We start from the raw sequence: 16,413 nt of genomic DNA, 5'->3' as shown, positions 1-16,413 counted from the left end.
CCTGCGATTCAATTGGATAAAGTAGGTTGGTTTAAGGTTATCAGGCAATCAAAGGTTGGCCACTGTTTTTCAGTATTCGAATGGCTTCTACTGGATCTTTAGCCCCAAACACCGAACTTCCAGCTACCAGAACATCGGCTCCGGCGCTGAGTAACGACTGTGCATTGTTTTGCCCTACTCCACCATCAATTTCAATGAGCGCCGAGGATTGATTGGCTTCCAGTAACTGTTTTAGTTTTGCTACTTTCTGGAGTGTGTGAGGAATGAATGACTGACCACCAAATCCCGGATTAACCGACATGATCAGAATAACGTCGATCTGTTCCAGTACGTCTTCGAGGCCAGAAATGGGTGTGTGCGGATTCAGTGCAACACCGGCACGGCAACCTAGCTGACGAATGTGCGTAAGTGTCCGATGCAGGTGTGTACAGGCCTCGTAATGAACGTGAATCACCGATGCGCCCCCTTCTGCAAACGCGTCAACGTAGCGGTCCGGATCGGTAATCATCAGGTGTACGTCGAGCGGTTTCTGGCAGTATCGACGGGCGACTTCCAGAACAGGAAACCCGAAGGAAATGTTAGGAACAAATACGCCATCCATGACATCGAAATGAAGATAGTCGGCCTCGCTTTGATTCACCCGTTCCAGTTCGCGCTGTAGATTGGCAAAGTCGGCGGCAAGCAGCGATGGAGCAATGAGAGGCAGCGTCATGGGTATGTTATGTCTGGGCATCAATTAATTATTTATCAAGCAATTACAATGCCCTTTGTAAAACTTGCTGATTTTTTTGTTCCGTAAAACTACTATTTTTTTGCTTGAACGAGGAAACAAACCCAATATTGCCAGAGCAGTTGATCGTCATTAGTCGATCGTCATCAGTGGTTATGACTGACGCATTGAAGTTGCAGTCGTCAGCAACAATTGACTAGTACCTATCGACTAACCACTATTGACCCGTGATTAACAACTTATTATATGAATCCCCAGGAACGTATCGCTGAACTTTCAGACCGTCTGAATTATTATAATCATCAGTATTACCAGAACAGTATTTCGGAAGTCGATGATTTCACGTTCGATCAGCTGTTGACCGAACTGACTGAACTGGAAAAACAATATCCGGAATTGCGCCGGTCCGATTCGCCGACGGTGCGCGTTGGAGGGACCATTAGCAAAGAATTTGCGACGGTCTACCACCGATTTCCGATGCTCTCGCTGGGTAATACGTATTCCGAAAATGATCTGATCGAATTCGACAACCGCGTCCGAAAGGGTCTGAACGGACAACCTTATGAATACGTCTGCGAACTAAAATTTGATGGCGTCGCCCTCAGCATGACCTACGAAAATGGCGTATTGATTCAAGGCGCTACCCGTGGCGATGGCGTGCATGGTGACGATATCACAAACAACATACGTACCATCCGCACGGTGCCACTACGTGTGGAAAGGCAAAGGGCAGCGGGCAAAGGGCACGGGGCAAAGGAAGGAGGGGACGAAGGTTCTGGACAATTAGCTCTCTTCTCAAACAGCAACGTAACGCCCTCAGTCCCAAGTCCACCAACCTCTGCCATCCCCGACCTTTTTGAAGTTCGGGGTGAAGGCTTTTTGCCGTTGGCAGAGTTTAATCGCATTAATAAAGAACGGGAAGATATTGGCGAACCATTGCTCGCTAATCCACGTAATGCGGCTTCCGGTACGTTTAAACAGCAGGATTCGGCGGCTGTGGCGCGTCGGCGGCTCGATTGTTATATCTATTCCTTTCTGTCGGAACAGGACATCTTCCAAACCCACGAAGAAAGCCTGATTGCCATGAAAGAGTGGGGATTTAACGTATCGCCCACCTGGCGGAAATGCGCCGACATTCGGGGCGTAATGGATTATATTAACGAGTGGGAAACCAAACGTTTTGACCTGCCACTGGGGACGGACGGAATCGTTATCAAAGTAAACCGCTACGACCAGCAACGCGAACTGGGTTATACGGCCAAAAGTCCGCGATGGGCCATTGCCTTTAAATATAAAGCGTTGGCCGCCAGTACGATTTTACAAGGCATCCGGTACCAGGTTGGACGGACGGGGGCCGTTACGCCGGTGGCTTTACTAACGCCCGTGTTGTTGGCTGGTACGACCGTAAAGCGGGCTTCGCTGCATAACGCCAATGAAATTGAGCGGTTGGGCGTCCAATTATATGATACAGTGTTCGTTGAAAAAGGCGGTGAAATTATCCCGAAAATAACCGGCGTAGATCTGAACCGACGTACCGACAAAAGCCAGCCGATTATTTATCCAACAACCTGCCCGGCCTGTGGAACTCCCCTGGTTCGGAAAGAGGGCGAAGCACATTTTTATTGCCCCAACGAACGAGGCTGTCCACCACAGCGACAGAGCCGTTTTGAACATTTTATTCAACGCCGGGCCATGAACATCGAGAGCTTGGGTGAAGGCAAAATAGAATTACTCATTGACCGGGGCTTAGTCGAAACGCCCGCCGATCTATATGACCTCACACACGACAAACTGCTGGGGCTTGAAAAGACATATATCGAAGAAGAGACCATTGACACCGCAACTGGCGAAGCTGTTCCAGGTAAAAAACGAGTGGTTAGTTTCCGGGAGAAAACAGTCGAAAATATTCTAACGGCCATTGAACGCTCGAAAGCACAGTCCCTGGCTAACGTATTATTTGCGTTGGGTATTCGCTACGTTGGTAACACAACCGCCGAAAAACTGGTCGACTATTTTGGTTCGATGGATGCCATTATGAATGCTACGTTGGATGAATTACTGGGCGTTCCAGATACAGGGCCCCGTATCGCGGAGAGCATCGTCGCATGGTTTTCCGATGTCGATAACCGGGCCTATGTGGAACGGCTTCGATCAGCCGGATTGCAGTTTGTGGGGGAGAAGAAAGTAGTTGAACAAGAAGGTGATACGTTGGCAGGCAAGACTTTTCTTTACTCGGGAACATTCGCCAATTTCACACGCGAAGAACTTGAAACCCGGATCGTGGCTAATGGTGGTAAACTGCTGAGTGGTATCTCCAAAAAACTGAACTACCTGATTGTCGGCGAAAACGCGGGGCCCTCAAAAGTCGATAAAGCGCAGAAACTCAACGTACCAATGATTAGTGAAGACGAGTTCATGGCGATGCTGGAGGTGTAAGCTATTACCATAACGTAGCGCGGCCGACCATCCCGCTACGTTACTTTTTCGCATTTCTTCGTCTTCAGTACACTAAACAATCTGAGTTGAAATGGAGGCCAATTCTGGTTTTGATGATATTCGGGCTATTCTGAAGGAAATTTCTGAGAAGCAACGCGAAAATGCTGAACAACAGCGTGAAAACGATAAAGAAATAAGTCGTGTCGCTAAAATTGTGGGCGATATCGGTAATAAATTCGGTACGTTTACCGAAGGGATGGCCTTCCCGTCGATGCAAAATGTACTGCGGAAACAGTTTGGCATAACCACCGTTGCAGCAAACTACACCACTCACGCCGGGGCCGATACGTTAGAAATTGACGTATTAGGATTAGCGAATGGAGAGGTTAACATAGCCATAATTGTTGAAGTAAAAAGTCATCTCCGAAAACGGGATATCGAACAAACGCTGAAGACAATTGACCGCTTCCGACGCCTGCACCCCGAACATGCTGGTAAGAAAATATTCGGCATTATTGCCTGCGTCAGTGGAGCAATGGAACAGCGCGAAGAAGCGCAGCGAGCAGGGCTTTTTGTGGCTTCCATTCATGACGAAGTATTTGAGTTGAAAACGCCTGCTTATTTTGTTCCGAAAGATTTCTCTACGGAAGTCATGGCATGAACGCGGAACTCCACATGAAATTCCCGTAACTTTGTGGTAACATACATTTTTGTCTCCGCAAATGGAAACCAAATTTCACGGCGTCGGCGTCGCCATTGTGACGCCCTTCAATGCCGACCAGTCAATTGATTTCGACGGCTTTGGTCGCATTATCCGACACATCTCCGAGGGAGGTGTCCGTTACGTTGTTCTGCAGGGTACTACCGGCGAATCGCCAACGGTGACGAAGCAGGAGAAGAAACAATTGCTACAATACCTAAAGGAAAACAACCCGAGTAACCTGCCTATAGTGTTTGGTGTTGGTGGTAACGTAACATCCGACGTAGTGTCAGGTATGAAAGATATTGACTTTGAGGGTGTCGACGCTATTCTGTCGGTTTGCCCTTACTATAATAAACCTGGTAAACGCGGTGTCATTGAGCACTTTACGCGCATTGCCGATGCCTGCCCCGTACCGGTAATTCTGTACAACATTCCGTTTCGGACGGGTATCAACATGTCTGCTGAAACCATTTGCGAACTAGCACAACACCCGAACATTATCGGTGTAAAGGAAGCTTCCTGCGTCATTGAGCAATGCATGGAAATTGTGCGTGATAAACCCGATGATTTTCTGCTCATCTCCGGTGATGATGTGCAGGCGGTTCCACTCATCAGTATCGGTGGAGTAGGTGTTATGTCCGTGATTGCCAACGCGTTCCCGGCCAAATTCTCCGGCATGATAGACGCTGCGCTGAAAGGCGATTTTGCCTTTGCTCAGAAGGAGTTGGGCCATTTCCTACGTATCGATCCTCTCCTTTACGAAGAAGGGAATCCGGTAGGAGTTAAGAATATTATGGAAATCCTCAACCTGATTTCTGCAGAGGTACGCTTACCGCTTATGCGGGCATCCGACGACCTCAGTGAACGCCAACGGGCTGTGCTTCAACGCGATGGGCTGCTGGAATTAGTGGCATAACGTAGCACTATCGACACTACAAAAAAGGTTGCTTCTCAACTAGTGGAAGCAACCTTTTTGCATTCAACAGAAAAATTATCAGGAGTTGCCGCCACCAAATAGCTTGGATATGAGCCAGATAACAATACCAATTCCCAGGATAACCAGGATAGCACCCGTCCAGGCGCCCGCTTTAAAAATATCGCCGATTGCTTCGCAACTGGTCAGAAAGAATGTAAGAAAGAAGGCAACAAAGGCCATTGGGAGAAACTTAACTAGCGCTTTCATAAACGTTGACTGGTTTTGTGTAGGATATGTACTGCCTTTAGATGGCAGGATGCACAATTAACTAGTACAATCTCCGTTTGTTTTAAGCCCAACACATTAAAGATTCCACCAATATGTCCATTTCAGGACTAGAGCCCGGTTTTTAACGGAGAAGAAGCCCGGTACGTCCTGGCCAATCTGGCCTGAATTGGGTAGATAATTGTCGGTATAAACCAAGAAAAAGTCGGAGGCTGGTTTGTAACGCCACTGAATTCGGGCGTTCACATTCATGTTTTTCTGCTGCTCATTATACTGAACAAACGTAGTGAGATACAACGTATTAGTCACCGTAAAGTCGAAACGGGGGCTAATTAACCAGAACGTAGTACGTCCCCAGGGCTGGCGTAACCGAATGTCATTGTAACTCGCTGTGGCCGCCAGACTTACGTAAGGCTGAATACGATATCCTAACGTAGCAGTGAGGTTCAGGCGCGTTCCGTTTTCGTAATACCCACCGTATCGCGTTGTAAATCCGTACGTAAAAACACTTTGCGGTTTGGAAATAAACTCGGTACCCCAGGCTGTCCAGTTATGCTCCGTGTTGGTGGCCAACGTTTCACGACCCGTGTTCGTAGGGTCGAAGGGTTGTAAAAGTCGGACGTAATCGGTTGCGATCCAGCCTGTGAACGTACTGCGGCTGCGGAACGTAAACGCATAACTCAGAATACTTTCGTTGTCGCTTTGTTTCCAGTTTGGGTCGAAAAAATACGTAGAGGTAAGCACGGGTCCGTGGTTCAGTACGTTACCTCCCGATGGCAGAAACGTGTACCCTAACGTAGCCATGCCGCGTTCGTAGCCCAGGCGCGGAACGTAACCCGCTTCGGCTGTGTAGTTTTTGCCAACCGCTTCGACCTGACCACCAATCAGCCATTTGCGGCTGGTGTATTGTAGATTACCCGCATAGACAGCATCGTCGCCGGGCTGATCGGGGCGGAATGATTTAACATACAATGCCTTACCCGTCCACAGATTATTAGCTGAAGCCAGATTGTATTCAAACCCGAGATTGCGGTTGTAGCGCGAATAAGTCGGTTTGTCAGGTGTTGGCGTATATGAAAGAGATTCTTTATTGACGAACATCATTCCGATGTTCGAGCGGGCAAAAACGCGTCGTTGCAGAGCAAATACAGCGAAGTTTTGCGCGGGCAGTCCTGTTTCGTCAACTTGGCCTGTCTGCATATCCATGAGACCCATGCGCCAGTCCTTGTTTAGCTTACCACTGAGCCGCGCTCCGAAGCGGATCGGAACCCCACCCAAGCCGATACGTCGACTGAAAAAAGGACGGATACGGTCGTAGCCGAAATTAGTGAACTGGTCGCCATTTTCGAGAAAGAATTGCCGGCGTTCCGGGAAGAAAAGCTCGAAACGGTCGAGGTTGGTTACCTGTTGGTCAACATCAACCTGCGAGAAATCCGGATTCACGGTCAGGTCTAGATTCAGCGATGACGTAACGGCCACCTTTGCATCAAGACCAGCATCGAAACGGTACTGATTGGGTACATTGTTCTGATAATCACGCGTTAAAGCAGCTAGCGTATACGGAATTATGGAGATATTAGGACCCGGTTGTGGGGGTGGTTGATCCCAGATCAATACACCAGTCAAGGCCAACGAAGCGGTTGGAAATTGTCGCTGAATGGGCGTCCAGGATGATTTTTCGGTGGTTTTTAAATCCAATCGACTGAAATTGATGCCCCATCGGCTAATACCTTTTTTATACCGAATGGTTTTGAACGGAATCGCCAGTTCAAGAACGTAGCGGTCGGCGTAATTTTTGACAACCGATGTCCATTTATTATCCCAGCTAAGGTTCGCTTTACCACCTTCGTACAGCAAGCCATCCCACTGAGCACCCGCGGCATTCGCTCCAAACGTAAACCCATTAGTCTGGTCGTCGAAGGGGTCCATAAAGAAGATGAAATTATCATTCTTGGTAAATGCCCAGTCGCGCCGGAGCGATTCGACCATGTATGGGCCTTCTACGTAACCATGAAAACAAACGGCACTCAGGTAAACGTTGTGATCGTCGTACGTCATGCGTACTTCGGTCCGCACGCGCGCCTTGCTGGTATCCATTGGAAGCACCATCCAAAAATCGGTGGCGACTTCGGCAGCCTGCCAGGCAGGTTCGTCCACAATTCCATCGATTACGACAGGCGATTGAGCACGACTGATGTGTAACTGGTACTGTTCATTTTTCTTCTGCGCCCGCACCAGCGAAGGACTAACTAATAGAATAATAAAAGCAAGTGGCAGGAAAATTTTCACCAAACCAATAAGTTTAAGAAAGACAAGTATTGACGAAGGAGTTGCTTACTACATTAAGTAATTCTCCCATTACCTTTTACTCAGACAGCCAATAAAACATAAAGACACAACGTATTTATAAACGTTGCGTCTTTATGTTTTTACTGACCTAAATGAGTATAATTCACTACGTTAACGTATCAATTTCCAACCATAAAAACGGCATTGCTGAACAACAGTTTGCCATTGTACCAGAAGCCCCGGAACAGCGGGTCGTCGGCCAGATACACGATGCTGCCCCGGCCCACATTTTGTACTCCCATAAGCAACGTATTTTTTAATTTCTCCCGGGCGTTACGTCCCGAAAAACCAGCGACGTAATTATCGCTTTTCAGATAGCCTACGTTCCAGCCATCCTTTAGGAAATCAAAATTAAAGGCGTTTTGCACCAGTGTGTAATACCCGTCGGTTAGCCCGAAGCCCAGTGGGTGCGACGTATCAACGTTGACCCGGTAAATACTACCCGGAATATCATCGGAGATGGCAGTACGTTCCCGGTCGGCGTATAGTTTAACGGAGTCGGAAGGATTACCCTTTTTCTCTTTTTTATCACCATCCTGTGGAGCTTTTTCTTTCAACTCAAAACCGTCACGACCAGCCAAAAAAGCGGCTGCCCTTTCCATCGCAATCAGCTTTCCGCCTGCCCGAATCCACTCACGTAACGACGACAGAACCCGGTCGTTCAGAAAGCGGGCGTAGTTATAATTCGTAGGCAAAATTAGTACGTCGAGCTTGTTCCATTCTACGTTACCCAGTGCATTGCCATCGACCAACGTAATGGGGTAGTTCAATTCCTGATCGAAGAAATGCCACACTTCGCCCGCCGATGGGGGAGGGGTGCCATCGCCCATAACCAGTGCCACACGGGGCGCTTTCAGACCCGTTACAAAATCAGACCCGAAATCCGAACCTTTGGCGACGAAGCCCGTTTGAACCGGTTCGAAACCGGAACCGGTCATCGTAGCGATCTTCTTCACAATTGTATCGAACCGGTCGCCGAGTCGTTCGTTGCCCGCGCGCGGCACAATTAACGTGCCTGACGGATAGGTTTTACCATCCAGTTCGAAGGGTTTTTCGGCAGCCCGCACTCTGATTTTCTGCTTCAACAGGGATGCCAGCGTCTGAGCGGCTGGTAACGATTTCCATTTAATCAGATAGGCATACGCTCTGGATGAAGCCGCTGTGGTTGTCGAAGTTGGTGTGGTCGGAACCGACATCGTGCTGGATGGCTCCAGTCGGGTAGTAAGCCCATAGGTTTGCAGCCCAAACGCATACGGCAATGACCAGGCCGTAATATCATACGTAGCAGAGTCTTCGAGGGCAGAATTCTGCTCGAACAGTATTTTTAAAAGCGTCGATTTGGGCTGATAGGCGCTGATAACCACGTCTTCAGCGGCTACAGCTACGCTCTTATCATTCTTCTGCGTATTGTAATTGAAGCCGGGCGCGTTCAGAGATTTGCCGGCATACCCGTAGCGAATTTTGTTACGTTCCAGCAACTGAAGAAGCGCTTTCACTCGTCCGCCGTTATCGTCTTTTGGCCACTTGATAACGTAGCTCTTATACGTACCAATAGGCGTGTTACGTGCTTTATCGAAAAACTGCCCAAATTCTTTCACGATTTCAGCTGGTCGGTCAGCTACTGATTCTAACGTAGCAATGCTGGCCGCATAATGGTGGTCGATACGTTGGCGAAGGGTTAACGTATCACCGTCGGCTTTCTCGATGGCCAGTCCGGCTCGTCCGCTGCCGCCCTGCTCGAAGGTCATGCCAATGGCACCGTTGTAAGTTGGATAGGTATCGCCGTAACTTGGGTAAAATAAATCGAACCGTTCGCGAGTGTAGTAGAGCCAGCCGTTGCGGTCGAAATAGCGGCTGCAATACTCACCGATGGTCTGTTGAAATTTCCGCTGGAAAGGCGTAATATCTTCGTGATAAGGCTTGGCCGATGGTGCAAAATAATACGGACTTTCAACGCCCATTTCGTGAAAATCACCATGGAGATGTGGCATCCATTGCTGATAGAGGGTCATTCGTTGCTGGGTGATTTCCTGCGTTTGCCACGCCCAGTCACGGTTAGGGTCGAACAGGTAGTGCGTATAGCGACCTCCGGGCCAGGGTTCGTTATGCTCGCGGGCCGACGGGGTTGGGTCCGCGCTACGTCCTACCATCTGATTGTACCAATTCACGTAGCGATCGTGGCCATCAGGGTTTAATCCGGGGTCGAGCAGAACGACGGTTGAATTAATAATTTTCTGCGATACGGCATCTGTCGGACTCAGCAGTCGATATAAAACTTCCATAAAAGCCTCTGAGCTAACAGCTTCATTGCCGTGCACATTGTAGCTGAGCCAGGCAATGGGCGGTTGGGTTGCTGAGGTTGGCGTTCCATCAAGCAGACCGATACGTTTCAAATTGTTCGTTCGAATTTCTTCGAGCCGGGCCATGTTAGCTTCCGAGCCTACAGCAACCACCATCAGTTGGCGGCCTTCGTGAGTAGTGCCATAGGGCAGAAGTTTTACCCGATTAGAACGCTGCCGGGCAACTTGTTCGGCATAAGCCAGCACGCGATAATGGGGCGTAAAGCGTTCGCCGATGGTATAGCCAAGAAATTTTTCAGGTGAATCGACGGAACCGGATGAAGAGCTGGTTGATGAAGGAGTTGTTTGAGCAGCCGCTGCTAACGTAGCGGCAATGAGACTCATACAGAGGAAAACAGATTTCATGAAGGAGAAAACGGTGAAAAGCTAATCTTCTCAAAAATAGCAGGAAAACAGGTAGCAACCCTTTTTTTGCTAAAAATTTGCAGTGGGATATTGCATTATAAAAACATAACAGTACCTTTGCACCACGTTTCGCCAACGCAGCGGCTTACAAGCTAAAACGTTGGGTCTTGTACACAAGACGGCCGATTCGTCTAGCGGTTAGGACATCGCCCTTTCACGGCGGTAACACGGGTTCGATTCCCGTATCGGTCACTAGGCCACTGTCTAACACATAAAACCAGCCCTCACCCGGCTGGTTTTTTTGTTTTCAGGCCCTATACACCTGAAACCCCGCCTTTCAGTTCCGGGTAACTCTGCGTTTAACTTTCCGGTAACGGGATTTTTAACGGACAAAAAACGGGAAGATTCTCGTTTAATGACTAGTGTACGTCGTCAAATCAAATTGGATAAAAATGGAAGAGACAATCCAATAAATTGTTTCACCAAGCCACCTTAGCTATTTCCAATTCAACTAAAAAAACCTATCTAAACATAACAGAACGGCTCAAGCAACTTCCTCTGATCGCAAACCGGCGATATTCATTAAAAACATTCAACGGTAAACTCGACGGCAGTACACCACTGAAGAAAAGATCCGCATTGTCTCCGAAGGCTTGTAGGGTAAGTAGTTCGTAGCCGAAATCTGTCGACGAGAAGCCCTCAATACCCCTATTTATTACCGCTGGATCGGAACGCCGAAGCAGTAAAGAGTTCTTAGAAGCCTGTAAAAAACGAATACCGGGGGATACGACTTAGGAGCCACTGCACCCGAAGTGCAGTCGATTAAATCAGAAAACGAGGCCCTCAAACAACTGGTGATTGAGTTAAGTCTAGAAAATAGACAATAAAAAAACTTAAAGCTGACGACTCGCCATTATCACCATATGCCCCAATCTGAGGAGATGGAAATAACTACCTTAGTTGATCAATCCCTATCCAGCGACGGCTTACAATCTGGAGAAATGGTTAGTGAAAAAAGATTGGCACCAAATCACTACCTAGGCACTGGTTCTACATCCAGACAACTTATTCGTGTCTTTTAATCTGTGACTATGGAAGCGATCTGGGGTGTATTACAGCCACTCTCCACAATTGTGGAACAGGTATATGAAGGCCTCATTGTCTCACGCTGGGAGCTTTTTTTGAGAATTTAGCAATAGCCTAACTGGATCAGCCAGTTTTACCCTGTACTCTTAAGTTGGCTAGGCCCAATAAGCTCCCGCCAAATGCCTTAAGAAACCGGTATAGACCTTCAATTGGGCCCCATGGACATAACTGTAAAACTGGTCATGGGTCGTGTGAAAGCCCATGTAAAAAAGCCAAAAGCCTAGACTCAGGTAAGGAACCAATGCTAACTCCTGCTCACTAATCGGATGGCCGGTTTGATAGCTCTCAAGAAAAATAGCGAAGGCCTCCTCAAAGGCTGACGACGTCATCCTGCCAGCATAAACCTCCAGGGCCAGGTATTGCCAAAACGAAACCAGATCATTCACCAACCAACCGTAGCCCATAAAATCAAAGTCAAAAATGGTAACCGAATCCCCCTCAAAATGCATGTTTTTAGGCAGCAGGTCAAAATGGCAATAGCCCCTCAAGAATCCTGATGTGTCTACCTGACCTATCTTCGTTTCGACTTGGCGGGCGGCTTGCTGCAAGAAGAGGTAACTTTCCTGATCGTCGCCAAAGGCGGATTCTAATCGGTCCAGTGGCTGGAACAAGGTGGTATCTAAATCAAAAGTCCAGCGCTCTCCAGGCAATATGATGGTGGATGACACTTGGTGAAAGCGCGCCATTTCATGACCCAGCGAGCGAAGCTGGCTGTTGCTCAGTAATCTCGCTGGCTGGCCGGGGGCATAACTAAAGAGCACCGCACAGCGTGAGCCTTCCACTGCGTCCAGTTGTTGAATCGACTCTCCCATCCGATCCGCAATGGGATAAGACACGGATACGCCTGCTTGCTTGAGAGCCAGCAGCAAGGCTACTTCCGCCTTGACGTGGGACAGGCTTCGGTGAGTGGAGCGGTAGATCCGAAGAATAAAGCGCCCCTGGGCGGAGTCGACTAAATAGGTATCACCCACCCCTCGAACCAGAAAGGTGCAATGAACAGAGTCTAGTGAATAGCGCTCAGTGAGGAAATCCGCCAGGGCATGCGGGGAAAGCGTCGAATAGATGGCGGGAAAAATCGATTTCATGGCAGCAAGATAAGCCTTAAGTGGATAGGCTTATTAGAACTACATCTGACAATCATCAAGCGGCCACTTATCGCTTCAGCATAGGAGCGATTTTGTGAGGCAGTTGTACAATATATCTTACTTCTTAGGAGCAAAAATCCATAGCAGTCCATAAATCGAACGGCACAGGCCGCCCTGCGCCGAAGCGGCTGCATTTACATTTCGTTACTTTTCTATTACAGGTGATTTACAGCCGATGGGGTAGAAGCATTTAGTTTTGCTGCGGTGATAATGATGGTCTTTAGCGCTATGACGGCAGTACGTATACATTGGTATCGAAGAGAGGTGCTTCAGCTATAATCGAAGATAAAAAAGGTAACATCTGGACTACGGGTAGTGTACATCCTCCTAATGGAAATGTCTGGACACTTTCACGGTACGATCAAAAATCGCTGTACAATGAAAAGCCAGCTGTAACTGAAATAATGTCAATAGAAGGGCCGGGAATGCTTTGTGGACTAATGGAAGCGAACGATGGAAGTATTTGGTTTGGCGCTTTGGGGGCTACCAGTGATGTGTTTCGCTATGATGGAAAAACCATTAGGGATTTTAGAAGGAAAGGGGATTAAAAATAACGTGTATACTTTCTCTTTAAACGCCCAAATTATGCAGCAGACACATGGACGCTTGTTCGTTTCAAGTAGGATGGATTTATGAGAACCTGAATGTTTGAAGGGTCTATAAAGGGTTATCTATTGACTAATAGTATATCTGATTCGTCAACATACTCAAAGCTAGCTTAATTGAATGATTGTCGAAATGCGATTGGAGAGGAATCTGTCTTCAACTTAAATAACTTGCTGAACGATTGTGGGTGCTCAAAACCCAGTTTGTAAGCAATTTCACTAATTGACAAGCTAGTCGTAGACAGCATTTCTTTGGCCTTCCCAATCAGCTTTTCATGAATATGTTGCTGGGTGTTTTGCCCGGTCAGTGTTTTTAGCAAACTACTTAGATAGGTCGGAGACAAATGGAGTTGTTCTGCCAGATAGCCCACCGTTGGCAAGCCCGATTGAATCAACTGATCACCCTCAAAATAAGCCTCTAGTAGAACTTCAAATCGGTCGATAAACTCATGGTTGATGGGCCTACGGGTAACAAACTGCCGCTGGTAAAACCGCTCGGCATAATTGAGCAGCACATCGAGTTGAGCAATGATGATGTTCTGACTGAACTTATCGATGGGAGCCTGATATTCCTGCTGAATTTGCTGGATGATGCCATCAATCACTGACTCCTCCTTTTCAGACAAAAAGAGAGCTTCATGAACTGAATAGTCAAAATAGTCATACTGCCGAATCGTTTTAGCCAGGGGTGTATGCCACAAAAAATCAGCGTGCATCATTAACAGCCAACCTGTATGCTCATGGGCCTCGTCAGCTGTAACGGTTAACACTTGACCGGGTGCTAAAAAGACCATTACACCATCGTCGAAATCATATGGCTGTTGCCCGTATTTCAGTCGACCGTTAAAATTCCTTTTTAGCGCGATTGAATAGAAGTTGTTAACAATGCTTTTTGGGGCATCAATTCCCCGTGGCCTGATGTCTTCAAACCGAACAACGCTAATGAGCGGGTGGCATGGTTTAGGAAGGCCAGCCAATTGATGATAAGCGAATATGCTATCTATTCTGAGGATCGGTTCAGTTGGCATAAGTCAATAAGCGCAGTACCTGGATTTTTCTACGTGAAGCCAGATAACCCATGTTACAGCTTAAATAACGAGTTTAGCCCTTCGTTAAGTGCCGTCGGCTTTCGACCAAGCAGCTTTTCCAGGTCAGGACTGATAATGTCTTCCTGACCATTGGCAATATCAGTTATAAACCCGGTGATTCGCCGGGCTACGACATCCGACAAACCGCGTCCGATAAGTTGAGCCTCAAATGGGGCTAGTTCTGCTGGCGTATACGTTACCGACTTACCTGATAGGGTAGTTAGGGCAGTCGCTACGTCATAAAACGAATAAGACTCGCTGCCGGTGAGCTGATACGTTAGGTTACCTTCCGTGGTCGTAGTCAGGGCATTTGCCATCGCTTCACCCATCTCGCTACGTAGTGCCAGGGCAACCCTTCCCTGTCCAGCTGGCAAGTAGATACCCCGCTCGAAAACGGCGTCACCGCCCACAAACTGAGGAATAGCATCCATATACAGAATATTCTGAAACAGCGTGTAGGGCAGTCCACTGGCTTTGATATAGTCCTCGGTCTGAAAGTGGCCATCCATCAATCGGTTGACCAGCGTTGCCGGATCTCTCAGTGCCCGGCTCGTGTAAGCAATTCGTTCTACACGAGCTTTCTTGGCTGCATCGACTACATGCTTGTGCTGGCGAACTCGGTTTTCTTCGTCTGTACCAGCAATCAACAGGACTGTTTCTATTCCTTGCATAGCGCGGTCAAGGCTCTGGGTGTCGTCGTAGGTACCTATGTGTGTGGTAACACCCTGTTTAATCAGATTTACGGCTTTAGTTTCATCCCGCACGAAGGCAGCAATCTGACTGACTGGTATTTTTTGCAGTAACTGGTTGATAACTGTGGTGCCCAGTTGGCCGGTAGCTCCGGTTACTAAAATCATAATGCTGTTGTGTTTTGGTTAAGACAAAGGTCGGCCTTAGCCATTACTCAGACGTAGTCGAATTTGTGATTGTCGTAGCCAAATTAACTCCTGTGGAAATACCATTAAAAAAAGCTATGGCACGGACGGCTAGCCGCTGCTGCCCCGATAAACCACAGATTCGCCGTTTCGCCAAATGTCCTAGTGGAGCCTTTTATGAGAAGAAGCAATCTAAACAGGACTTATTACCTGTTTTCAATTAGCTTTTTAACCAATAGCTTTAGTTCGTCAATCTCTTTTTGTTGCTGCTGATTCGCTTTATGTTGCTCAATACTATACAAGGTCAATTCTTCCACCTTTTCCAGCAACGTAGCGTTCATCCTAACCAAATCAACGCCTTCCTTCACCACTTCATCCGCCGAAGGTACACCCGGCAAATGGCCGTGCTCCCGGATATACGAAGCAACAGAAGCCAATGGGCGTAAAGTGTAGGATCTGGAAAACACTTTATCACTCCACTGATTGACGTCTTCGATCCGTAGACGATGCTTAGCCAGTACGGTTTCACCTTGTTCATTTACGGTCAAAAACTGATCGGTCGTGCCCTGAAACAAGGGATTCGATAAGTGAGCAAACTTGATGCGGCCATTGTTGCGCAGGTTAATCGTGCCGCGCACATCAAGGGGAAACTGGGGTGAATCCGTACCGATACCCACCGCGATGCTGGTATTGGTCGGATCGCCGAGTACGATGGCGTTGTCCAAGGCCACCCGCGCATTCGTACCAATAGCTACTGCATCATGAATCGTGCTGCTTGTCGGACTACAATTACTGCCGAGCATGACATTCTGGTAACCCGTTGTAATGATCTCGCCAGCACCCTGGCCAATCAAAACGTTCTGATACCCGGTCGTATTTTCGCCACCAGCATAATAGCCCATGAACACATTGGCCCCGCCCGTAGTATTGAGCCGACCGGCAGAATTGCCAATGAATGTATTGTAAACACCACTGGTAGTACCCTGCCCACTATTAGAGCCAAAAAAGGAGTTTGAGCTACCCGTCGTGTTGGAATTGCCGGCATAATAACCAACGTACGTATTACCAGCCCCAGTTGTGGTTCGCTCACCCGCGAAACCGCCGACGTAGCAATTGGCATTGGCTGTTGTGCTATATCGACCCGCGTAGTAACCCAGCAACGTATTACCCTGTCCGGTCGTATTCTCACTGCCAGCCCGCACGCCAACAAACACATTGTGGGAGCCAGAGGTCGTTAACTCACCTGCTGCATTGCCCATGAATACATTCTCAACAGCTGTGGAGAGGTCTCTGCCTGCACTGAGGCCAACCAATACGTTAAACCGTCCTGGTGTTGTCGAGTTGGGCGTGGTTAAAACAAGATTACTAACGGTCTGAGCATGGACAAAAAAAGGCGCTAAAAACAGAATGGTAAGCAGGTATTTCATCGT

General features: G+C 48.0%; 11 protein-coding genes and 1 tRNA gene. 4 read left to right on the top strand and 8 right to left on the bottom strand.

Annotated features, from left to right (window positions below; translation table 11 throughout):
- Positions 1-40: 40 nt before the first annotated feature.
- Positions 41-712 (bottom strand): ribulose-phosphate 3-epimerase, encoded by a 672-nt coding sequence (gene rpe, locus ACYVF1_RS14230; RefSeq protein ID WP_461079802.1) that lies wholly within the window; start codon positions 710-712, stop codon positions 41-43.
- 264 nt (positions 713-976) lie between these two features.
- On the opposite strand from rpe, the gene ligA reads away from it, so the two are divergent.
- From ligA to dapA, 3 genes are all read left to right on the top strand, one after another.
- A complete protein-coding gene (gene ligA, locus ACYVF1_RS14225; protein WP_461079800.1) occupies positions 977-3,166 on the top strand; it encodes an NAD-dependent DNA ligase LigA in 2,190 nt (729 codons plus the stop codon).
- 91 nt (positions 3,167-3,257) lie between these two features.
- A complete protein-coding gene (locus tag ACYVF1_RS14220; protein ID WP_461079798.1) occupies positions 3,258-3,827 on the top strand; it encodes a DUF3782 domain-containing protein in 570 nt (189 codons plus the stop codon).
- Positions 3,828-3,888: 61 nt separating this feature from the next.
- Positions 3,889-4,785: a 4-hydroxy-tetrahydrodipicolinate synthase gene (gene dapA, locus ACYVF1_RS14215; RefSeq protein WP_461079796.1), complete on the top strand. Its 897-nt coding sequence runs from the start codon at positions 3,889-3,891 to the stop codon at positions 4,783-4,785.
- A gap of 78 nt (positions 4,786-4,863) precedes the next feature.
- Here dapA and ACYVF1_RS14210 read toward each other — a convergent pair whose 3' ends face one another.
- The 3 genes from ACYVF1_RS14210 to ACYVF1_RS14200 all read right to left on the bottom strand — a co-directional run bounded on the left by ACYVF1_RS14210 (position 4,864) and on the right by ACYVF1_RS14200 (position 10,124).
- On the bottom strand, positions 4,864-5,052 hold the full coding sequence (locus ACYVF1_RS14210) for a hypothetical protein (RefSeq protein ID WP_461079794.1): 189 nt from the start codon (positions 5,050-5,052) through the stop codon (positions 4,864-4,866).
- Positions 5,053-5,148: 96 nt separating this feature from the next.
- Positions 5,149-7,359, bottom strand: coding sequence for a carbohydrate binding family 9 domain-containing protein (locus ACYVF1_RS14205; RefSeq protein ID WP_461079792.1), 2,211 nt, complete (start codon positions 7,357-7,359; stop codon positions 5,149-5,151).
- A gap of 179 nt (positions 7,360-7,538) precedes the next feature.
- On the bottom strand, positions 7,539-10,124 hold the full coding sequence (locus tag ACYVF1_RS14200) for a M14 family metallopeptidase (RefSeq protein ID WP_461079790.1): 2,586 nt from the start codon (positions 10,122-10,124) through the stop codon (positions 7,539-7,541).
- A 180-nt stretch (positions 10,125-10,304) separates the two neighbouring features.
- Between ACYVF1_RS14200 and ACYVF1_RS14195 the strand changes: the two genes are divergently transcribed.
- Positions 10,305-10,376, top strand: a tRNA-Glu gene (locus ACYVF1_RS14195).
- Between the two features lie 989 nt (positions 10,377-11,365).
- On the opposite strand, the gene ACYVF1_RS14190 is transcribed toward ACYVF1_RS14195, so the two are convergent.
- From ACYVF1_RS14190 to ACYVF1_RS14175, 4 genes are all read right to left on the bottom strand, one after another.
- Positions 11,366-12,355 (bottom strand): phosphotransferase enzyme family protein, encoded by a 990-nt coding sequence (locus ACYVF1_RS14190; protein ID WP_461079788.1) that lies wholly within the window; start codon positions 12,353-12,355, stop codon positions 11,366-11,368.
- Between the two features lie 778 nt (positions 12,356-13,133).
- The gene (locus ACYVF1_RS14185; protein ID WP_461079786.1) at positions 13,134-14,048 is read right to left on the bottom strand and encodes a helix-turn-helix domain-containing protein; all 915 of its coding nucleotides are present in this window, start codon (positions 14,046-14,048) and stop codon (positions 13,134-13,136) included.
- 53 nt (positions 14,049-14,101) lie between these two features.
- Complete coding sequence (locus ACYVF1_RS14180; protein WP_461079784.1) at positions 14,102-14,965, bottom strand: SDR family oxidoreductase; 864 nt, start codon at positions 14,963-14,965, stop codon at positions 14,102-14,104.
- 224 nt (positions 14,966-15,189) lie between these two features.
- Entirely contained in the window at positions 15,190-16,410 is a 1,221-nt protein-coding gene (locus ACYVF1_RS14175) for a hypothetical protein (protein WP_461079782.1), read from the bottom strand.
- Between the last annotated feature and the right edge of the window lie 3 nt (positions 16,411-16,413).

The organism is Spirosoma flavus (assembly GCF_054778555.1).
This window is presented reverse-complemented; position numbering and strand designations above follow the sequence as displayed.